Source organism: Streptomyces asiaticus, assembly GCF_018138715.1.
Taxonomy (GTDB): Bacteria; Actinomycetota; Actinomycetes; order Streptomycetales; family Streptomycetaceae; genus Streptomyces; species Streptomyces asiaticus.
This window is the reverse complement of sequence record NZ_JAGSHX010000006.1, coordinates 1,265,486-1,285,543: the sequence shown is the minus strand read 5'-3', so window position 1 is coordinate 1,285,543 and position 20,058 is coordinate 1,265,486. Positions and strand designations below refer to the sequence as shown.

19 protein-coding genes and 1 tRNA gene are annotated in these 20,058 nt (G+C 71.6%); 17 read left to right on the top strand and 3 right to left on the bottom strand.

All coding sequences use genetic code 11. The features are described 5' to 3' along the window. The first annotated feature begins 38 nt into the window (after nt 1-38). The 3 genes from KHP12_RS13055 to KHP12_RS13045 all read left to right on the top strand — a co-directional run bounded on the left by KHP12_RS13055 (nt 39) and on the right by KHP12_RS13045 (nt 1,175). Nucleotides 39-548 carry an SRPBCC family protein gene (locus KHP12_RS13055; protein ID WP_037951574.1) on the top strand — a complete coding sequence of 170 codons (510 nt, stop codon included), beginning with the start codon at nt 39-41 and terminating at the stop codon, nt 546-548. A gap of 66 nt (nt 549-614) precedes the next feature. After that, nucleotides 615-689: transfer RNA gene (locus KHP12_RS13050), tRNA-Val, on the top strand. Nucleotides 690-803: 114 nt separating this feature from the next. Next, nucleotides 804-1,175 carry a VOC family protein gene (locus tag KHP12_RS13045; protein WP_086880720.1) on the top strand — a complete coding sequence of 124 codons (372 nt, stop codon included), beginning with the start codon at nt 804-806 and terminating at the stop codon, nt 1,173-1,175. 45 nt (nt 1,176-1,220) lie between these two features. On the opposite strand, the gene KHP12_RS13040 is transcribed toward KHP12_RS13045, so the two are convergent. After that, nucleotides 1,221-1,946, bottom strand: a complete 726-nt coding sequence (locus tag KHP12_RS13040; RefSeq protein ID WP_086880721.1) for a 3'-5' exonuclease — start codon at nt 1,944-1,946, stop codon at nt 1,221-1,223. A gap of 160 nt (nt 1,947-2,106) precedes the next feature. On the opposite strand from KHP12_RS13040, the gene KHP12_RS13035 reads away from it, so the two are divergent. The 4 genes from KHP12_RS13035 (at nt 2,107) to KHP12_RS13020 (ending at nt 6,643) form a co-directional block, all read left to right on the top strand. Continuing rightward, the gene (locus KHP12_RS13035; RefSeq protein WP_372455192.1) at nt 2,107-2,685 is read left to right on the top strand and encodes a DUF4365 domain-containing protein; all 579 of its coding nucleotides are present in this window, start codon (nt 2,107-2,109) and stop codon (nt 2,683-2,685) included. After that, nucleotides 2,685-3,887 carry a hypothetical protein gene (locus KHP12_RS13030; protein WP_211832967.1) on the top strand — a complete coding sequence of 401 codons (1,203 nt, stop codon included), beginning with the start codon at nt 2,685-2,687 and terminating at the stop codon, nt 3,885-3,887. The genes KHP12_RS13035 and KHP12_RS13030 overlap by 1 nt, the downstream gene beginning before the upstream one ends. 118 nt (nt 3,888-4,005) lie before the next feature. Next, complete coding sequence (gene thrS / locus KHP12_RS13025) at nt 4,006-5,985, top strand: threonine--tRNA ligase (RefSeq protein WP_037951590.1); 1,980 nt, start codon at nt 4,006-4,008, stop codon at nt 5,983-5,985. Between the two features lie 91 nt (nt 5,986-6,076). Continuing rightward, nucleotides 6,077-6,643, top strand: a complete 567-nt coding sequence (locus KHP12_RS13020) for an HIT family protein (RefSeq protein ID WP_211832966.1) — start codon at nt 6,077-6,079, stop codon at nt 6,641-6,643. Nucleotides 6,644-6,718: 75 nt separating this feature from the next. On the opposite strand, the gene KHP12_RS13015 is transcribed toward KHP12_RS13020, so the two are convergent. Both KHP12_RS13015 and KHP12_RS13010 read right to left on the bottom strand, forming a co-directional pair. Beyond that, a complete protein-coding gene (locus KHP12_RS13015) occupies nt 6,719-8,371 on the bottom strand; it encodes an AbeC-like domain-containing protein (RefSeq protein WP_208652912.1) in 1,653 nt (550 codons plus the stop codon). Between the two features lie 261 nt (nt 8,372-8,632). Beyond that, the gene (locus tag KHP12_RS13010; protein WP_211832965.1) at nt 8,633-10,840 is read right to left on the bottom strand and encodes an elongation factor G-like protein EF-G2; all 2,208 of its coding nucleotides are present in this window, start codon (nt 10,838-10,840) and stop codon (nt 8,633-8,635) included. Nucleotides 10,841-11,046: 206 nt separating this feature from the next. On the opposite strand from KHP12_RS13010, the gene pgsA reads away from it, so the two are divergent. The 10 genes from pgsA (at nt 11,047) to ruvB (ending at nt 19,988) form a co-directional block, all read left to right on the top strand. Further along, nucleotides 11,047-11,715: a phosphatidylinositol phosphate synthase gene (pgsA, locus tag KHP12_RS13005; protein ID WP_020867095.1), complete on the top strand. Its 669-nt coding sequence runs from the start codon at nt 11,047-11,049 to the stop codon at nt 11,713-11,715. Next, complete coding sequence (locus tag KHP12_RS13000; RefSeq protein ID WP_086880726.1) at nt 11,712-12,665, top strand: phosphatidylinositol mannoside acyltransferase; 954 nt, start codon at nt 11,712-11,714, stop codon at nt 12,663-12,665. The genes pgsA and KHP12_RS13000 overlap by 4 nt, the downstream gene beginning before the upstream one ends. Continuing rightward, nucleotides 12,662-13,822 (top strand): glycosyltransferase family 4 protein, encoded by a 1,161-nt coding sequence (locus KHP12_RS12995; RefSeq protein ID WP_086880727.1) that lies wholly within the window; start codon nt 12,662-12,664, stop codon nt 13,820-13,822. Before KHP12_RS13000 ends, KHP12_RS12995 begins: the two co-directional genes overlap by 4 nt. Before the next feature lie 275 nt (nt 13,823-14,097). Beyond that, nucleotides 14,098-14,655, top strand: a complete 558-nt coding sequence (locus KHP12_RS12990) for a hypothetical protein (protein WP_086880728.1) — start codon at nt 14,098-14,100, stop codon at nt 14,653-14,655. A 247-nt stretch (nt 14,656-14,902) separates the two neighbouring features. Then, a complete protein-coding gene (gene pdxS, locus KHP12_RS12985) occupies nt 14,903-15,823 on the top strand; it encodes a pyridoxal 5'-phosphate synthase lyase subunit PdxS (protein WP_182469679.1) in 921 nt (306 codons plus the stop codon). Between the two features lie 91 nt (nt 15,824-15,914). Beyond that, on the top strand, nt 15,915-16,535 hold the full coding sequence (gene pdxT / locus KHP12_RS12980; protein WP_244202645.1) for a pyridoxal 5'-phosphate synthase glutaminase subunit PdxT: 621 nt from the start codon (nt 15,915-15,917) through the stop codon (nt 16,533-16,535). Nucleotides 16,536-16,689: 154 nt separating this feature from the next. Next, on the top strand, nt 16,690-17,442 hold the full coding sequence (locus KHP12_RS12975) for a YebC/PmpR family DNA-binding transcriptional regulator (protein ID WP_037951606.1): 753 nt from the start codon (nt 16,690-16,692) through the stop codon (nt 17,440-17,442). 146 nt (nt 17,443-17,588) lie between these two features. Continuing rightward, nucleotides 17,589-18,212: a crossover junction endodeoxyribonuclease RuvC gene (gene ruvC, locus KHP12_RS12970; RefSeq protein WP_210610196.1), complete on the top strand. Its 624-nt coding sequence runs from the start codon at nt 17,589-17,591 to the stop codon at nt 18,210-18,212. Then, nucleotides 18,209-18,832: a Holliday junction branch migration protein RuvA gene (ruvA, locus tag KHP12_RS12965; protein WP_138916583.1), complete on the top strand. Its 624-nt coding sequence runs from the start codon at nt 18,209-18,211 to the stop codon at nt 18,830-18,832. Before ruvC ends, ruvA begins: the two co-directional genes overlap by 4 nt. A 67-nt stretch (nt 18,833-18,899) precedes the next feature. Continuing rightward, nucleotides 18,900-19,988: a Holliday junction branch migration DNA helicase RuvB gene (ruvB, locus tag KHP12_RS12960; protein WP_086884085.1), complete on the top strand. Its 1,089-nt coding sequence runs from the start codon at nt 18,900-18,902 to the stop codon at nt 19,986-19,988. Nucleotides 19,989-20,058: the final 70 nt, after the last annotated feature.

The following is a 20,058-nucleotide window of genomic DNA, read 5'->3' as shown; positions in this document are numbered from 1 at the left end:
CCCTGGCCACGCCGTCACGGCCGGACCACACTGAGGGCATGGACTGGTGCCATTACCGCTTCCGCAGCCGATGGGACCTCGACGCTCCGCCCGCCGCCGTCTTCGCGGTGCTGGCGAACGGCGACGACTATCCGCGGTGGTGGCCCCAGGTCCGTGAGGTCCGGCGGATCGACGAGCGCAGCGGCGCCGCCCGATTCCGCTCCCTCGTCCCGTACGACCTGCGGCTGATCGTCAGCGAGGCGCGCCAGGACCCGGCGGAGGGCGTACTGGAGATCGGCTTCGCGGGCGATCTGGAGGGATGGGCGCGCTGGACGGTGCTGCCCCAGGGGACCGGCACCCGCGCCCTCTTCGAACAGGAGGTGGTGGCCCGCAAGCCGCTGCTGCGCCGTCTCGCGCTCATCGGGCGTCCCGTCTTCCGGGCCAACCACACCCTGATGATGCGCGCGGGGCTGCGGGGGCTGCGGGCGCACCTCGCCGCGCGGACAGCGGGTCCGGCCGGGGCGCCGTCCGGCCCGGCCTCCGGGCCCCCGGGCGGAAATGCGGTTTGAACCAAACCCGCCGCGACCTGTATTGTTCAGGTCGTTCCGCCGGGGAGACCCCGAAGAGAACAACCCGGGCGATTAGCTCAGTGGGAGAGCGCTTCGTTCACACCGAAGAGGTCACTGGTTCGAACCCAGTATCGCCCACCACCCCAGGAGGCCGGGCCGCCAGCAGGCGGCCCGGCCTCCTGTCTGTGTGCTTGTACGGCCGGGAGTGGGGTATCCGGATAAAACTTCCGTGGGTGACGATGTGGAGGGGAACTCATGGCCGTCGCGACCGCAGCCGTCCTGTCGTTGGACTGTGCCGAACCCGAAGAGCTCGCCGAGTTCTACGCCCGGGTGCTCGGCGCGGAGATCCAGCCGCTGACCACCCCCGACCGGGTCGAGATCGTCGCACCCGGCGGGTCGCGGATGGCCTTCCTGCGGGACCACGGCTTCGCCCCGCCGAGCTGGCCACGGCCGGACGACTCCCAGCAGGCGCATCTGGACCTGCTGGTGGAGGACATCGACGCCGCCGAGCGCCAGGTCGTCGACCTGGGCGCGCGACCGCTGGACACCAAGAACAACGGTGGCCTGCGCGACATACGGGTCTACTCCGACCCGGCCGGCCACCCCTTCTCGCTCCGCCGGACCTGAGCGCCGGGGGCACTGCGCCGGGCGCACTGCGCCGGGCCCGAGCGCTCAGGCCGCGGCCGGCAGGTCCGGCCGCAGCGGCCAGGCCGGATCGCAGACCTCGTCCGAGCCGTTGAGCGCGAACCACGCCTGCAACCCCCGGGCCTGCGCCGCGTACCAGACCGTCTGGCGCGCGTGCAGCTCGGCGGGGGTCAGCGTCTCCAGCCGGGAGGCGAACCGGCGGCCCACCGCCCGTACGACATGCAGCGCGGCCGCCGCGTCCGCCGCCGCGTCATGGGCGCCGGTCAGCTCCACGCCGTAGTGCGCACACAGATCGATCAGGGTGCGGCGGCCCTTGCGATAGCGGTCCAGATGCTTGTCCAGCACCCGGGGATCCAGAACGGTCATCGAGCGCAGCGAAAGATAGCCCGCCAGGCTGGAGTTGCGATGCCGCTTCAACTCCCGGTCCAGCAGGGTCAGATCGAACGGCGCGTTCATGATCACCACCGGGGTGCCCCGCGTGACCTGTTCCGCTATCGCCCGTGCCACCTCGTCCACCACCGGCGCCGGCCATCTGCCGTGCCGCTGGAGATGAGCGTCGGTCAGACCGTGTATCTCGGTGGCGGCCGGCGGCACCGGCACGCCCGGACTCACCAGCCAGCGTCGGATCTCCGGCAGACTTCCGGTCCCGCGCTGCACCACCAGGGCCGCCGATACGATCCGGTCATGCTCGACATCGACACCCGTGGTCTCCGTGTCAAAGGCGGCGAGCGGCCCTTCGAACCAGGACGGCATGGCCTCAACTCCTCGTGCATTTCCCCTCGCTGACATCTGATCCCGCCCCGACCAGGTGATACCCGGAGGGAGGACCGCGAACCGCCGCTGTTTGCCGAGGTCCTGACGCGGAGACAACACAGGTGTACGAAGCCGGCGACGACCGGAAGGCGTCACGGACATGACGCTCGCAACACCCGACCCGGCCCCGACGGCGAGCGGCCTCGCGCTGAGCGGATCACCTCCCGTGCGTGGCCAAATCGCCACCACCGCCTGTATGGAGACCCTTCAGGTGGGCTATCTGCACGCGGTGGCCGCCGCCGCCGGCTGCTCACTGGCCCAGCCCTTCCCCGACCACGGCATCGACTGGCACGTCAGCCACAGCGCGCCCGGCCACGCCGTGGACGACGAGGTCACCATCAAGGTGCAGCTCAAGGCCACGTACCAGCTCGCGCCTGACCCTCCGGGGCCGACCTTCGCCTTCACGCTCGACAACGACCACCTGGTCAAGCTGGCCCGCAGCCCGGTCTCCGTGCACAAGATCCTCGTGGTGATGATCGTGCCGCGCAGCCAGGAGGACTGGCTGCGGGCCGGGCATGACCGTCTGTCCCTGCGCCACTGCTGCTACTGGATCAATCTGGCCGGCCACGCGGTCACGGGCCGCCGCCGGACCACCGTGCGGATCCCGACCTCGCGGATCTTCGACGACCGCGCGCTCTGCGAGATCATGACCCGGGTCGGGGCGGGAGGGAGACCGTGATGGACCGACCATGGCCCCAGGACGACCCGGCGCCCCTGCCGGTCCCGCGCCCCGACGAGGTGGATCCGGCCGTCCTCGGCGCCCTGCTCGCCCGGCACGGCTGGCGCCGCCGCGGCGGCGCCCCGGGGGCCTATGCCCGCTGGACCCCGCCGGGCCGGCTCGCGGGCGGCACCAGCCTGCTGGTGCCCGAGAGCCGGGACTTCCCCGACAGCGGCGATCTGCTCGGCGAGGCGCTGATGGCGCTCAGCCGCAGCGCCGCGCCCTCCGCCCGCGAGGTGCTCACCGGGCTCGCCGTGCCCAGCGACGAGATCCGCTGGCGGCGCGAGGTGCCCGAATCCCCCGGTGGCACCTCCGCCTGGACCGCGCAGGAGCGGCTGCGCGCCGCCGCCCGGGACACCCTGCTGGCCGGGGCGCTCGCCGCCCGCGGCCGCGCGGGGTACTACGGCGCCCGGCACCGCCGCGCCGCCGAGGCGTCCCTGGAGCGGGTGCTGACCGGGCCCCCGGGCGCCGGGTCCGGCGGCCGTGAGCTGACCGTCTTCGTGCCCGTCGAGGGTGACGGCCGCGCCACCGCCGTCACCCTGCTGCGCGCGCTGTACGCCCTCCGGGACGCCGCCGACTACCACCGGACGACCGGCGGGATGGAGGCGTATGACGCGGCGGTCGCGGCGGGGGCCAGCCGGGAGCTGACCGAGGCGGTGATCGCGCTGGTCCAGGGCACGGAAGGGGCGCGGGTGGCGCTGGAGTGGTCACCGGCCGCCGGTCCGCCGCCGGGGTTCGCCGCCCGGCCCGATCCGGTGGAGTTCTCGCCCGGCGACCTCCCGGGGCTGCGGGAGGCGGGCGCCCGCTATGTCCGGGACGAGCCGTCCGTCCCCGTGTGCCTCACCGGTGCGGTGGTGCGGCTGCGCCGTACCGGCCCCGGCGGCCCCGGGACGGTGCGGCTGCGGGTGCTCTCCGGGGCGGAGGTCGCCCAGGTGCGGATCACCCTGGACGAGGAGGACTACCGCATCGCCGGCCATGCCCATCTGGTGGGGCTGCCGATCCGGGTGCGGGGGCGGCTGGAGAGCCGCGGCGGCTTCCGGCGGCTCGGCGGGGCCGGCGGCGTCACCCCGGTCCCGGTGGACGAGGCCGAGCGGGACCGGCTGGTCAAGTCGCTCCAGGAGAACCTGGACTTCTTCGAGGAGGCGTGCGGCGGCGGCCCCTGACCGCCGCCGGGCTCATGACGGCGTCCACAACCGTTTCGCGGTCCCGCCCGTCGGCTCGGTACGATTCACGCTGCGCGGCATACGCCGCGGGGAGCCATCCATCAGTCAGGAGAGACCGGTGTCAGACGTCCGTGTGATCATCCAACGCGATTCCGAGCGGGAAGAACGCGTGGTGGCCACGGGCACTACGACGGCGGACCTCTTCACCGGCGACCGCTCGATCGTCGCCGTGCGCGTGGGCGGGCAGCTCAAGGACCTGGCGTACCAGCCGGCCGAGGGCGATGAGATCGAGCCGGTGGAGATCACCAGCCAGGACGGTCTGGACATCCTGCGCCACTCCACCGCGCATGTGATGGCCCAGGCGGTGCAGGAGCTGTTCCCGGACGCGAAGCTGGGCATCGGCCCGCCGATCAAGGACGGCTTCTACTACGACTTCGACGTCGAGACCCCGTTCCACCCGGACGATCTCAAGCGCATCGAGAAGAAGATGCAGGAGATCCAGAAGCGGGGGCAGCGGTTCTCCCGCCGCGCGGTCACCGACGAGGAGGCGCGCGAGGAGCTCTCCGCCGAGCCGTACAAGCTGGAGCTGATCGGGCTCAAGGGGTCGGCCGCGGACGCCGCCGAGGGCGCGTCCGCCGAGGTCGGCGCGGGCGAGCTGACCATCTACGACAACCTCGACGCCAAGACCGGCGAGCTGTGCTGGAAGGACCTCTGCCGCGGCCCGCACCTGCCGACCACGCGGAACATCCCGGCCTTCAAGCTGATGCGCAGCGCCGCCGCGTACTGGCGGGGCAGCGAGAAGAACCCCCAGCTCCAGCGGATCTACGGCACCGCCTGGCCGACCAAGGACGAGCTGAAGGCGTACCTGGACTTCCTCGCCGAGGCCGAGAAGCGCGACCACCGCAAGCTGGGCGCGGAGCTGGATCTGTTCTCCTTCCCCGACGAGCTGGGCTCGGGCCTCGCGGTGTTCCACCCCAAGGGCGGCGTGATCCGCAAGGAGATGGAGCAGTACTCGCGGAAGCGGCACGAGGAGGCGGGGTACGAGTTCGTCAACACCCCCCACATCACCAAGGCCAAGCTCTTCGAGACCTCCGGCCATCTGCCGCACTACATGGACGGCATGTTCCCGCCCATGGAGTTCGAGGGCCAGGACTACTACCTCAAGGCCATGAACTGCCCGATGCACAACCTGGTCTTCCGGGCGCGCGGGCGGTCCTATCGCGAGCTGCCGCTGCGGCTCTTCGAGTTCGGCACGGTCTACCGGTACGAGAAGTCCGGCGTCGTCCACGGCCTGACCCGGGCCCGGGGCTTCACCCAGGACGACTCGCACATCTACTGCACCAAGGAGCAGATGGCCGATGAGCTCGACAATCTGCTCACCTTCGTGCTGGACCTGCTCCGCGACTACGGCCTGAGCGACTTCTATCTGGAGCTGTCCACCCGGGACGACTCCGACAAGTTCATGGGCAGCGACGACCAGTGGGAAGAGGCCACGGAGGAGCTGCGCAAGGCCGCGGAGAAGCAGGGCCTGGAGCTGGTCATGGACCCGGGCGGCGCGGCCTTCTACGGTCCCAAGATCTCGGTCCAGGCCCGGGACGCGATCGGCCGCACCTGGCAGATGTCGACCATCCAGGTCGACTTCAACCAGCCGGCCCGGTTCGAGCTGGAGTACACCGCGGCGGACGGCTCCCGTCAGCAGCCCGTCATGATCCACCGGGCGCTCTTCGGCTCGATCGAGCGCTTCTTCGCGGTGCTGCTGGAGCACTACGCGGGCGCCTTCCCGGTGTGGCTCGCCCCGGTCCAGGCGGTCGGCATCCCGATCGGCGACACCCATGTGCCGTACCTGGAGGAGTTCGCCGCCCAGGCCAAGGCGAAGGGCCTGCGGATGGAGGTGGACTCGTCCTCGGACCGGATGCAGAAGAAGATCAGGAACGCCCAGAAGTCCAAGATCCCGTTCATGGTGATCGCGGGTGACGAGGACGTCGCGAACGGCGCGGTGAGCTTCCGCTACCGCGACGGCTCGCAGAAGAACGGCATCCCGATCGACCAGGCGCTGGCCGAGATCGCCGACGCCGTGGAGCGCCGGATCCAGGTCTGATCCAGGAGCGGTCTCCACGGAGGCCGGGATTCCGAGGGGCGGCCCTGACCAGGGCCGCCCCTCGGCTCTTCCTCACCCCTGCGGGGCGAATATGCTGGCCCGCATGACGAGTGAGCCGGAACAGCAGATCGGAGTGGGGACGCCTGACGCGTTCCAGCGCCTGTGGACGCCCCATCGGATGGCCTACATCCAGGGGGAGAACAAGCCGACCGGCCCGGGCGCGGGCGATGGCTGTCCGTTCTGCTCCATTCCGGAGAAGTCCGACGAGGACGGCTTGATCATCGCTCGTGGCGAGTCCGTGTACGTCGTGCTCAACCTGTACCCGTACACCGGCGGTCATCTCATGGTCGTCCCGTTCCGGCACATCGCCGACTACACCGAGCTCACCGCCGAGGAGACGGTGGAGCTCGCGGAGTACACCAAGGCCGCGATGACCGCGCTGCGTACCGCCTCGGGTGCGCACGGTTTCAACATCGGCATGAACCAGGGGACCGTGGCGGGCGCCGGAATCGCGGCGCATCTGCATCAGCATGTGGTGCCGCGCTGGGGCGGGGACACCAACTTCATGCCCGTGATCGGCAGGACCAAGGTGCTGCCGCAACTCCTCGCCGACACCCGCCGGTTGCTCGCCGACGCCTGGCCCCGGCCGGGGGCCTAGCCGCCGCTCATGGGTCGGGCCCTGGCCGCGCGGCCAGGGCCCGACCCATGAGCGTTCGCCTTACGCGTCGTGCCCTTACGCGTCGTACAGATCGGCCTTCTTCGGGGCGGCGTCCTGGACCTGGCCGCTGAGCGTCAGCGAGCGGTTGCCGAAGCGCTCGGTGTCCACGCCGTGGTGCTTGAGCACCCCGATGGCCGCCTCATGGACCACCCGCAGCACCGGCGTGGCGGCGCGCAGCGCGTCGTCCGCCATGAAGCGGTGGCGCCAGGGCTTGTCCGCCCAGGCGTGCCGCAGACCGAACGGCTCGGGCAGCACCAGCTTGCCCCCGAGGTGGTCCAGGATCGGCGGGTACCAGGTGAAGGGGGCCCGCGCGGCCAGCCGCACGACCTCCTTCGCGTTCACCAGCGGCAGCGGGATGGACTTGGTCTCCCAGAACCGAAAGGTCTTGGGGACCGTCTTGCTGGGCGCTGACGGCTTGTTGCGGAACAGCGGATGTATCGGCCCCAGCGCATGCCCGGTGACCTCGATCCGCAGCGTCTTGTGCAACAGCGTCACCGTGATCATCAGGGTGATCACCAACTGGCCGTCCCAGAGCACGAACTGCACACCCAGGTAGTGCCGGTCACCGGCGCCGAACTGCTGCTGGTCGCAGATCCGCTGGAGCTCGACGCCCTTTATCTGGAAGCCCTCCTCCTCGGAGGTGCCGCCGCGCTCGACCGCCTTGGCTTCCTCACCGATCGGCGAGACCACCCAGTGGCGCACGGAGGGTGTGGGGAAGCCGCCGGTGTGCAGTGGGGTGCGCTCGAGCATGCGCAGCTGGTCATGGATCGCCCGTATGACGTCCCAGCTGCGGAAGGGGTCGATCTCCTTGTCGGGATCGGCCGAGACCAGGTCCTCGGCCAGCTGCCAGCTGCCCCAGCGGGTGCCCATGCCCAATATGCCCTTGGGGCCGGCGTAGAAGACCACATTGCTGTGCTGCTCGGCGGTGAGCTTGTGGAGCGACTTGCGCAGCTCTTCGGCGGCGGTCTGGCCCGGGTGGTTGGGCACCGTCTCGGGCACCTTGGCGCCGACGCCGCCGCCGGAGAGCAGCCCGCCCCAGGAGTCCCGGAGGTCCTTGGCGGTGCGCTCGCAGATCTGCTTGGCGATGTACCAGCCGATGACCGGGGCGACCACGACGCCCCGGAGATAGATCCCCCAGAAGCCCCCGAAAGGCAGCTTGATCAGGAAGATGAGGACCATGACGCCGAGCGCCACCAGCAGCGCCGTGCCGAGTGCCCCCATCCGCTTGTCCTGCGCCCCGGCGACCGAGCGGCGCAGCTGGAAGACGCCGAGCCACAGCAGCGTCCCGGGCAGGAACAGCAGGCCGAAGATCACCATGACGGCGGTGAGCCGGGCGTCACGGGTCTTGCGGATGCGGTTGGCGGCCAGACAGTGCTCGACGACCGTCTGCGGCTCCATGCCGAAGGACTGGATCACCTGGCCCCGGCCGCCGCCGAGCATTCTCAGCTGGACGGCGCGTGCGAACGCCTCGCCCAGGTTCGGCTCGAAGAGGGAGATCCTCGGCTTCTTGACCTCCGAGACCGTCCACTCCGAATTGGCGTCGAGCAACTTTGCCACGGGGTCGTCGCGGTAGGCGGCCGACGCGAGTGCCTGCGTCGCCGCCGTCTGTCCCGCCGCTCCCGACAGGGGAACCTGCGCCCCGGGACTGAAGTCGAATCCGTCCGTCACCAACGCCCCCAATACGGCACGCTCTTGCGCTGCGACCTCAGCGTATCCGGGGTGTGCGCCGCCTGTCGCCAGGGCGTGTGCGGCCTGTGGAAAACCCTCGTGGAGAAGACCGCCCAGGGAACCGCCCACGAACCGCCCGCGGAACCGTCGGCGGACGGCGAAGGCCCGCCCGCCCCGGCGCGGTTGGGGCGGGCGGGCCGTGACCTACGTCACGGACGGGCCGTGACACGGCCGTGCGCTACGCCATGGACGGGCCGTGAACTACGCCTCCGCGGCGACTTGTTCGCGCATCCGCTCGGCCAGCTGGTGGGGCATCGGCTCATGCCGGGCGTAGGAGCGGCTGAACCGTCCCGTGCCATGCGAAAGCGATCGCAGATCGACCGCGTACCGACCGATCTCGATCTCCGGCACATCCGCCTTGATCAAGGTCTGTCCGCCGCCGGACTGTTCGGTGCCGACGACCCGGCCGCGCCGGCCGGACAGATCGCTCATGACGGCGCCGACATAGTCGTCCGAGACCAGCACGCCCACCTCGACCACCGGTTCCAGCAGGTCGATCCGGGCGTCGGCGGCCGCCTCGCGCAGCGCGAGCGCGCCCGCCGTCTGGAAGGCGGCGTCGGAGGAGTCCACCGAGTGGGCCTTGCCGTCCAGCAGCGTGACCCGCACATCGACCAGCGGATATCCGGCGGCGACGCCCCGCGCGGCCTGGCCGCGCACGCCCTTCTCGACGGACGGGATGAACTGCCGGGGCACCGCGCCGCCCACGACCTTGTCCACGAACTCGATGCCCGAGCCCTCCGGCAGCGGCTCCACCTCGATCTCGCAGATCGCGTACTGGCCGTGCCCGCCGGACTGCTTGACATGGCGGCCGCGCCCGGCCGACTTCGCCCCGAAGGTCTCGCGCAGCGAGACCTTGTACGGCACCGCGTCCACCTGGACTCCGTACCGGCTGCGCAGCCGCTCCAGCGCGACATCCATATGCGCCTCGCCCAGGCACCACAGCACCACCTGATGGGTGTCCGGGTTCTGCTCCAGGCGCATCGTCGGGTCCTCGGCGACCAGCCGGGACAGGCCCAGCGACAGCTTGTCCTCGTCCGGTTTGCTGTGTGCCTGGATGGCCACCGGCAGCAGCGGATCGGGCATCTGCCAGGGCTCCATCAGAAGCGGCTGGTCCTTGGACGAGAGGGTGTCCCCGGTCTCGGCGCGGGTCAGCTTGGCCACGCACGCCAGATCACCCGCGATGGCCTGGGGCAGGGCGCGCTGCTGTTTGCCGAAGGGCGCGGACAGGGCGCCGACCCGCTCGTCCACGTCATGGTCCTCATGGCCGCGGTCCTCCAGACCGTGGCCGGACACATGGACGGTCTCATCGGGGCGGAGGGTGCCGGAGAAGACCCGCACCAGGGATATCCGGCCGACATACGGATCGGAGGAGGTCTTGACCACCTCGGCGGCCAGCGGACCGTCCGGATCGCAGCTCAGCGGCGGGCGTGCGGCGCCCTGCGGGGTGGTGACGGCGGGCGTCTCGCGCTCCAGCGGGGACGGGAAGCCGCCGGTCACCAGGTCCAGCAGTTCGATGGTGCCCAGGCCCTGCTTGGACCCCGCCGCGGCGGGCGCCGCCGCCAGCACCGGGTGGAAGCTGCCGCGTGCGACGGCCTTCTCCAGGTCCTCGATCAGCGTCTTGACGTCGATCTCCTCACCGCCGAGATAGCGGTCCATCAGGGTCTCGTCCTCGCTCTCGGCGATGATCCCCTCGATGAGCCGGCCGCGGGCCTCCTCGACCAGCGGCAGCTGGTCCTCCTGGGGCGGTGATTCGGTGCGCGTCCCCGAGGCGTAGTCGAAGACCCGCTGGGTGAGCAGCCCGATGAGCCCGGTCACGGGGGCGTGCCCGTCCGGTCCCGGCTCGCCGCGCAGCGGCAGGTACAGCGGCAGCACGGCATCGGGGTCGTCGCCGCCGAAGCTGTCCCGGCACAGCTCGGTCATCTCCTCGAAGCTGGCGCGGGCGGCCTCGAGGTGGGTGATCACAATGGCGCGCGGCATCCCGACCGCGGCGCACTCGTCCCAGACCATGCGGGTGGCCCCGGTGATCCCCAGGGCGTCCTGGGCGGCCGAGACAACGAAAAGGGCCGCGTCCGCCGCTCGCAGACCGGCCCTGAGTTCCCCGACGAAATCGGCATAGCCCGGGGTGTCCAGGAGATTGATCTTCATCCCGCCCCATTCGACGGGGACCAGCGACAGCTGGACCGAACGCTGCTGCCGGTGCTCGATATCGTCGTAGTCCGAGAGACAGCCGCCGTCCTCGACCCTGCCCGCTCGGTTGACCGCGCCCGTCGCCAGCGCGAGGGCCTCCACCAGCGTCGTCTTTCCCGTCCCACTGTGGCCGACCAGAACCACATTCCGCAGGGAGCTGGGCCGGTCGGCCGCCACTGCCCTTCCGGCGGCCCCTGGGTGTGTACTCGTCTTGTCGCCCATGTGTCTCGCCTCCCGGTCGACACCTTGCGATACTTCGAGCTTTCCACCCCTGTAACGGTGCGTCCATACGTCACACATGCGGCCGTACCGCGCGCGGGGTCACGGAGCCGTCCGACAGGTGCACGGCGCCCCTCCGGGGCGTGGCTACGATGGGCGCGCCGGTGGCCTCTTGACCACCCGGCCCGTTTCGACCCCCCGGGAAGGCCATGCTGAACAAGTACGCGCGTGCATTCTTCACGCGTGTTCTCACACCGTTCGCCGCCCTGCTGATCCGTCTCGGGGTCAGCCCCGACGCGGTGACCCTCACCGGCACCGCCGGCGTGTGCGCGGGCGCACTGGTCTTCTATCCCCGGGGGGAGTTCTTCTGGGGCACCGTCGTCATCACGCTGTTCGTCTTCTCCGACCTGGTCGACGGCAATATGGCGCGGCAACTGGGGCGCTCCAGCCGCTGGGGGGCGTTCCTCGACTCCACGCTGGACCGGGTGGCCGATGGCGCGATCTTCGGCGGTCTGACGTTGTGGTACGCGGGCCGCGGGGACGACAATGTGCTGTGTGCGGTGACGATCTTCTGCCTCGCCAGCGGCCAGGTGGTCTCGTACACCAAGGCCCGCGGCGAGAGCATCGGCCTGCCGGTGAATGTCAACGGGCTGGTGGAGCGCGCCGAGCGACTGGTGATCTCGCTGGTGGCGTGCGGCTTCTCGGGGCTGCACAAGTTCGGCGTGCCGCATATCGACATCCTGCTCCCGATCGCGCTGTGGATCGTGGCCGTCGGCAGCGCGGTGACCCTCGTCCAGCGGGTGGTGACGGTGCGCCGGGAGGCCGCCGAGGCGGACGCCGGGGAGCGGACGGTGCCCCAGGGGGGCGAGGCGCGGTGAAGGAGAGGCTGACCGACGCGCTGTACGGACTCGGCTGGAGCGTGGTCAAGAAGCTCCCGGAGCCGGTCGCTGTGGCGCTCGGGCAGCGCATCGCCGATCAGACGTGGAAGCGGCGCGGCAAGGGCGTGCTGCGCCTGGAGGCCAATCTGGCGCGCGTGGTGCCGGACGCCTCGCCCCGGCGGCTGGCCGAGCTGTCGCGGGCGGGCATGCGCTCGTACCTGCGCTACTGGATGGAGTCCTTCCGGCTTCCGGCGTGGAGCCCGGAGCGGATACGGGGCGGCTTCGACGTCAAGGACGTGCACTATCTGGTGGACGGCCTCGCCGAGGGCCGGGGCGTGATCCTGGCGCTGCCGCACATGGGCAACTACGACCTCGCCGGGGCCTGGGTGACCACCCATCTGGGGGTGCCCTTCACCACGGTCGCGGAGCGGCTGAAGCCGGAGTCGCTGTACGACCGGTTCGTGGCCTACCGCGAGGGGCTGGGCATGGAGGTGCTGCCGCACCAGGGCGGGAGCGCCTTCGGGACGCTGGCGCGGCGGCTGCGCGCGGGCGGGCTGGTGTGTCTGGTGGCCGACCGCGATCTGTCGGCCTCGGGCGTGGAGGTGTCGTTCTTCGGCGAGCGGGCGAAGATGCCGGCCGGGCCCGCCGCGCTCGCCCTCCAGACCGGCGCCCTGCTGCTGCCGGTGACCCTCTGGTACGACGAGTCGCCGGTGATGCGGGGGCGGGTTCACCCACCGGTCGAGTCGCCCGGGGACGGGAACCGCGCGGAGCGGATCGCCGTCATGACCCAGGAGGTGGCCGACGCCTTCGCCTCGGGGATCTCCGAGCACCCGGAGGACTGGCACATGCTCCAGCGGCTGTGGCTCGCGGACCTGGACCGCGGTCCCGGCGGCGCTGGAAGTCCCGAGGGCCCCGGCGGCCCTGGACGCCCTGAAAGGGAGAAGCCTTGAGGATCGGGATCGTCTGCCCGTACTCCTGGGATGTCCCAGGCGGCGTCCAGTTCCACATCCGTGATCTGGCCGACCATCTGATCCGGCGCGGCCACCAGGTCTCCGTGCTGGCCCCGGCGGACGACGAGACGCCGCTGCCGCCGTACGTGGTCTCCGCGGGGCGTGCGGTGCCGGTGCCGTACAACGGCTCGGTGGCCCGGCTGAACTTCGGGTTCCTGTCGGCCGCGCGGGTGCGCCGCTGGCTGCACGACGGCGCCTTCGACGTCATCCACATCCACGAGCCCACCTCGCCCTCGCTGGGGCTGCTGGCCTGCTGGGCGGCCCAGGGGCCGATCGTCGCGACGTTCCACACCTCCAACCCGCGCTCCCGGGCCATGATCGCCGCGTATCCGATCCTCCAGCCGGCGCTGGAGAAGATCAGCGCGCGGATCGCGGTGAGCGAGTACGCGCGCCGGACGCTGGTGGAGCACCTGGGCGGGGACGCGGTGGTCATTCCCAACGGCGTCGATGTGGACTTCTTCGCCGACGCCGAGCCGAAGGAGGAGTGGCAGGGGGAGACGATCGGCTTCATCGGCCGGATCGACGAGCCCCGTAAGGGGCTGCCGGTGCTGATGCGTGCCCTGCCCAAGATCTTCGAGTCCCGGCCGGGGGCGCGGCTGCTGATCGCCGGGCGCGGCGACGAGAAGGAGGCCGTGGCCGATCTGCCCGTGCCGCTGCGGGAGCGCGTGGAGTTCCTGGGGATGGTCAGCGACGAGGACAAGGCGCGGCTGCTGCGCAGCGTCGATGTCTACATCGCGCCCAATACGGGGGGCGAGAGCTTCGGCATCATCCTCGTCGAGGCCATGTCGGCGGGGGCCGCGGTCCTCGCCAGCGATCTGGACGCGTTCGCCCAGGTGCTGGACGGGGGAGCGGCGGGTGAGCTGTTCGCCAACGAGGACGCGGACGCCCTGGCCGCTGCCGCGGTGCGGCTGCTGGGGGACGAGAAGCGGCTGGCCGAGCTGCGGGAGCGGGGCAGCCGGCACGTACGGCGCTTCGACTGGTCGACGGTGGGGGCGGACATCCTCGCGGTCTACGAGACGGTGACGGACGGCGCGGCGTCGGTGGCCGCCGACGACCGTACGCGGCTGTGGGCACGGCTGGGGCTGGCGAGGGACTGAGCGCTCCGCTGGAAGTGTCGCGATGCGTCGTCGGCCGACTGCGGCGCCGTCGTGGCTGGTCGCGCCCGCGCGGCGGAGCGGCATATCGACACAGCCGCGGCGGAGCCGCACATTGCCACAGCCCCGCGCCCCTTCGGGCGCTGCCCGAACCGCAGCGGACTTCCTCCGACCTGCTCAGGACCCGCCCTGAGGGGCCTCACAGCGCCGCGCGCGGTGGCCCCGGCTGAGGGCTCCGCCCCGGACTCCGGGGGCCGCAGGCGGTAGCGTGGCGGGCCGTGGGCACCTTGATCTGGATCGCGGTCGCACTGGTCGTCATCGCCGTCTACCTGAGCTGGACCGCGGGACGCCTCGACCGGCTGCACAGCCGTCTGGACGCGGCGCGGGCCGCGCTGGACGCGCAGCTGCTGCGGCGTGCCTCCGTCGCCCAGGAGCTGGGCACCGCCGGAGTGCTCGATCCCGCCGCCTCGATCGTGCTGTACCAGGCCGCGCACGCCGCCCGGCAGGCCGAGGAGGAGCACCGCGAGGTCGCCGAGAGCGAGCTGAGCCAGGCGCTGCGGGCCGTCTTCGAGGACAGCGCCCAGGCCGAGGCGGTACGGGAGGCGCCGGGCGGCGAGGAGGCGCTGGGGGAGCTCACGGAGTCGGTGAGGCGGGTGCCGATGGCCCGGCGGTTCCACAACGACGCGGTGCGCGCGGCGCGGGCGCTGCGCCGCCATCGGATGGTGCGCTGGTTCCGGCTGGCGGGCCACGCTCCGTTCCCGCTCGCCTTCGAGATGGACGACGAGCCACCGGCGGCGCTCGGGCGGGTGCCGGGCACCGAGGAGGCCGAGCGCTGAGGGGCCCCGCGCCGAGGGGCGCGCGTCTGTGCCGAGGCGCGGACCGCCCTACGCATACCGAGGATTAACCGGTCGCTTCGAGCCACCGGCCTTTGATTGGCCCTTGTCGATCCCCGCCCCGACGCGGTTTTGTCATTCGTGTAACACACACGCTCACGACCTGGACCAGATGGCCGGGTCATGTACCGGTATCGAACGGCCCTACGATGGGCTCATCGCACTTTTCATTATCGAGTGAGGTCAAACCGTGTCCATCACGCCCGCCAGCACGTCCAACTCCGACGCCCCCGCGACCGGCACCGCCCGCGTCAAGCGCGGTATGGCCGAGCAGCTCAAGGGTGGCGTGATCATGGATGTCGTCACCCCCGAGCAGGCCAAGATCGCCGAGGATGCCGGAGCCGTCGCGGTCATGGCCCTCGAGCGGGTGCCGGCCGACATCCGTAAGGACGGCGGAGTGGCCCGGATGTCCGACCCGGACATGATCGAGGGCATCATCAACGCCGTCTCCATCCCGGTGATGGCCAAGTCGCGGATCGGCCACTTCGTCGAGGCGCAGGTGCTCCAGTCGCTCGGCGTCGACTACATCGACGAGTCCGAGGTGCTCACCCCCGCCGACGAGGTCAACCACAGCGACAAGTGGTCCTTCACCACCCCGTTCGTCTGCGGAGCCACCAACCTGGGCGAGGCGCTGCGCCGGATCGCCGAGGGTGCGGCCATGATCCGCTCCAAGGGCGAGGCCGGTACCGGCAATGTCGTCGAGGCCGTGCGCCACCTGCGTCAGATCAAGGGCGAGATCGCCCGGCTGCGCGGCCTGGACAACCATGAGCTCTACGCGGCCGCCAAGGAGATCCGCGCCCCCTACGAGCTGGTCGCCGAGATCGCGCAGACCGGCAAGCTGCCGGTGGTGCTGTTCTCCGCCGGTGGCGTCGCCACCCCGGCCGACGCCGCGCTGATGCGCCAGCTCGGCGCCGAGGGCGTGTTCGTGGGCTCCGGCATCTTCAAGTCGGGCGACCCGGCCAAGCGCGCCGCCGCGATCGTGAAGGCCACCACCTTCTACGACGACCCCAAGGTCATCGCGGAGGCGTCCCGGAACCTCGGCGAGGCCATGGTCGGCATCAACTGCGACACCCTCCCCGAGTCCGAGCGCTACGCCAGCCGCGGCTGGTAACCGGCGTCCGTACGGCACCACATGGCACCACGCGCCCCGGCCCGCCGGCCCGGCGCGTGGTGCCCCTGAGGTTCGAGAGGTCTTCGCTTCCGTGACTACGTCGTCCATACCGGCTACGTCCACCGCCGACGCCCCCGTGATCGGTGTGCTCGCCCTCCAGGGCGATGTCCGCGAGCATCTCGCCGCGCTCACCGCGGCCGGGGCCACCCCCCGGCAGGTCCGCAGGCCCGAGGAGCTCGCCGAGGTCGCGGCCCTGGTGATCCCCGGGGGCGAGTCGACCACCATGTCCAAGCTGGCGATCATCTTCGGGCTGCTGGAGCCGCTGCGCGAGCGGGTCCGGGCCGGGATGCCGGTGTACGGTACGTGCGCGGGCATGATCATGCTCGCGGACAAGATCCTCGACGGCCGGGACGACCAGGAGACCATCGGCGGCATCGACATGATCGTGCGCCGTAACGCCTTCGGCCGTCAGAACGAGTCCTTCGAGGCCGAGGTCGACATCCAGGGCATCGAGGACGGCCCGGTCGAGGGGGTCTTCATCCGCGCGCCGTGGGTCGAGTCCGTGGGCGGCGGCGCCGAGGTGCTCGCGACGTTCGACGGGCACACCGTCGCCGTCCGGCAGGGCAACGTCCTGGCGACCTCGTTCCACCCCGAGCTGACCGGGGACCACCGGGTCCACCGGCTCTTCGTGGACATGGTGCGGCGCGCGTAGCGCTCCGTTGAGGGTGGTGGCGGGAGGCGGGAGGGGGCGGCGCGCGTAGCGCTCGGTTGAGGGTGGTGGCGGGAGACCTCGCCGCAGGCTGAGCCGATCCCGGTAGGATCTCAGGCGTTCGTACAGCAATGGGTTACGCGAAGGAGACAGGCGGATGTCCGGCCACTCTAAATGGGCTACGACGAAGCACAAGAAGGCCGTGATCGATGCCAAGCGCGGCAAGCTCTTCGCGAAGCTGATCAAGAACGTCGAGGTCGCGGCCCGGATGGGCGGTGCCGACCCGGAGGGCAACCCGACGCTCTTCGACGCCATCCAGAAGGCGAAGAAGCAGTCGGTTCCGAACAAGAACATCGACAGCGCGGTCAAGCGTGGTGCCGGTCTGGAGGCCGGTGGCGCCGAGTACGAGACGATCATGTACGAGGGCTACGGCCCCAACGGCGTGGCCGTCCTCATCGAGTGTCTGACCGACAACCGCAACCGCGCGGCCTCCGACGTCCGCGTCGCCATGACGCGCAACGGCGGCTCGATGGCCGACCCGGGCTCCGTGTCGTACCTGTTCAACCGTAAGGGCGTCGTCATCGTCCCCAAGGGCGAGCTCACCGAGGACGACGTGCTGGGCGCGGTCCTGGACGCGGGCGCCGAGGAGGTCAACGACCTCGGTGAGTCCTTCGAGGTCATCAGCGAGGCCACCGACCTGGTCGCGGTCCGCACCGCCCTCCAGGAGGCGGGCATCGACTACGACTCGGCCGATGCCAACTTCGTGCCCACGATGCAGGTCCAGCTCGAGGAAGACGCCGCGCGCAAGATCTTCAAGCTGATCGACGCTCTCGAGGACAGCGACGACGTGCAGAACGTCTTCGCCAACTTCGACGTCTCCGACGAGGTCATGGCCAAGGTGGACGCCTGACGGCGGATCGGCACGGCGGTCGACGAAAGGGACGGGCCGGCGGGGCAGCACCCCACCGGCCCGTCGGCGTTGTCCGCGGGTGTTGTCGGCGGCAGCCGCTAGCCTGCAAGAACAGGTGACCGAAGCGCGGTGAGGGGAGGGGCGCGGTGCGTGTGCTGGGCGTGGACCCGGGGCTGACCCGGTGCGGCGTCGGCGTGGTCGAGGGGGTCGCGGGCCGCCCGCTGCGGATGCTCGGCGTCGGCGTCATACGGACCGGGGCGGACGCCGCGGCCGCCGACCGGCTCGTCCTCATCGAGCGCGGCATCGAGGAGTGGCTGGACGCCCACCGACCGGAATTCGTCGCCGTGGAGCGGGTGTTCAGCCAGCACAACGTCCGCACCGTCATGGGCACCGCCCAGGCCAGCGCCGTCGCCATGCTGTGCGCGGCCCGCCGCGGGCTGCCGGTCGCGCTGCACACCCCCAGCGAGGTCAAGGCGGCCGTCACCGGATCCGGGCGCGCCGACAAGGCGCAGGTCGGCTCGATGGTGACCCGGCTGCTGCGGCTGGACGCACCGCCCAAACCGGCCGACGCCGCCGACGCGCTGGCGCTCGCCATCTGCCACATCTGGCGGGCCCCCGCGGCCAACCGCCTCCAGCAGGCCGTCGCCGCCCACCGCACCACCAGCCCCGCCCGCACCCCGAGTCCCGCTCCCCCCTCGAGCCCCGCCCGTCCGACGACCCCCGCCCGCACCCCGGGCGGCGCGCGCACCACGAAAGGCCGTACCTCATGATCGCGTTCGTCTCCGGTCCGGTGGCGGCCGTCGCCCCGGACACCGCCGTGATCGAAGTCGGCGGGGTCGGGATGGCGGTCCAGTGCACCCCGGCCACCCTGGCCGGGCTGCGCGTCGGCCAGCAGGCCCGGCTGGCCACCTCCCTCGTCGTCCGCGAGGACTCGCTGACCCTCTACGGCTTCGCCGACGACGACGAGCGCCAGGTCTTCGAGCTGCTCCAGACCGCCAGCGGGGTCGGCCCCCGGCTGGCCCAGGCCATGCTGGCCGTGCACTCCCCGGACGCGCTGCGGCTCGCGGTGTCCACCGGGGACGAGAAGGCGCTCACCGCCGTCCCCGGCATCGGCAAGAAGGGGGCGCAGCGGCTGCTGCTCGAGCTCAAGGACCGGCTCGGCGAGCCGCTCGGCGGCTCCGCCGTGCCCGGCGCCCGCTCGGCGGCCGCCCCCGGCTGGAGCGACCAGCTGCACACCGCGCTGGTCGGCCTCGGCTACGCCACCCGGGAGGCCGACGAGGCGGTGGCCGCCGTCACCCCGCGGGCCGAGGAGGCGATGGCCGCGGGCGGTACGCCCCAGGTGGCACAGCTGCTGCGGGCCGCCCTCCAGACCCTGAACCGCACACGGTGAGCCACCGCGGCCGCGGCAGGCCGCGACCGGCGGCACCACCGAAGACGACATCGCGAGGCGAAACGCAGTGAACTGGGACGAGACCCCACCGGCCACCGCCGACGACGCCCCGTCCGGCGCGGGCGGCCGGCTGGTGGGCGCCGACGCCGACGGCGACGACCAGGCGGTGGAGGCCGCGCTGCGCCCCAAGGACCTCGGCGAGTTCGTCGGGCAGGAGCGGGTCCGCGAGCAGCTGGACCTGGTGCTCAAGGCGGCCCGGCAGCGCGGCGGCACCGCCGACCACGTACTGCTCTCCGGCGCGCCCGGACTGGGCAAGACCACCCTCTCCATGATCATCGCCGCCGAGATGGGCGCCCCGATCCGGATCACCTCAGGACCCGCCATCCAGCACGCCGGCGACCTGGCCGCGATCCTCTCCTCCCTCACCGAGGGCGAGGTGCTCTTCCTCGACGAGATCCACCGGATGTCCCGGCCCGCCGAGGAGATGCTCTACATGGCGATGGAGGACTTCCGCGTCGACGTCATCGTCGGCAAGGGGCCCGGGGCCACCGCCATCCCGCTGGAGCTGCCGCCGTTCACGCTGGTCGGAGCCACCACCCGGGCCGGGCTGCTGCCGCCCCCGCTGCGCGACCGCTTCGGCTTCACCGGCCATATGGAGTTCTACGCCCCGGCCGAGCTGGAGCGGGTCATTCACCGCTCCGCCGGGCTGCTCGACGTGACCATCGAGCCCGAGGGCGCGTCCGAGATCGCGGGCCGCTCCCGCGGCACCCCCCGGATCGCCAACCGTCTGCTGCGCCGGGTGCGCGACTACGCCCAGGTCAAGGCGGACGGCCTGATCACCCGCGAGATTGCCGCCAGCGCCCTGGCCGTCTACGACGTGGACGAGCGCGGCCTGGACCGGCTGGACCGGGCGGTGCTCAGCGCCCTGCTCAAGCTGTTCGGCGGTGGCCCGGTGGGCCTGTCGACCCTGGCGGTCGCGGTGGGGGAGGAGCGTGAGACGGTGGAGGAGGTCGCCGAGCCCTTCCTGGTCCGGGAGGGGCTGCTGGCCCGTACCCCCCGGGGGCGGATCGGCACCCCGGCGGCCTGGGCGCATATGGGGCTCACCCCACCGCCGCAGACCGCCGCCGGCGGTCAGGCGGGCCTCTTCGAGACATGACGAGCCGGGGACGCGGCATGATGGCGTACGACGTGCCATGACGGGCCGAACGGGCCGTGGCAAGGCATAA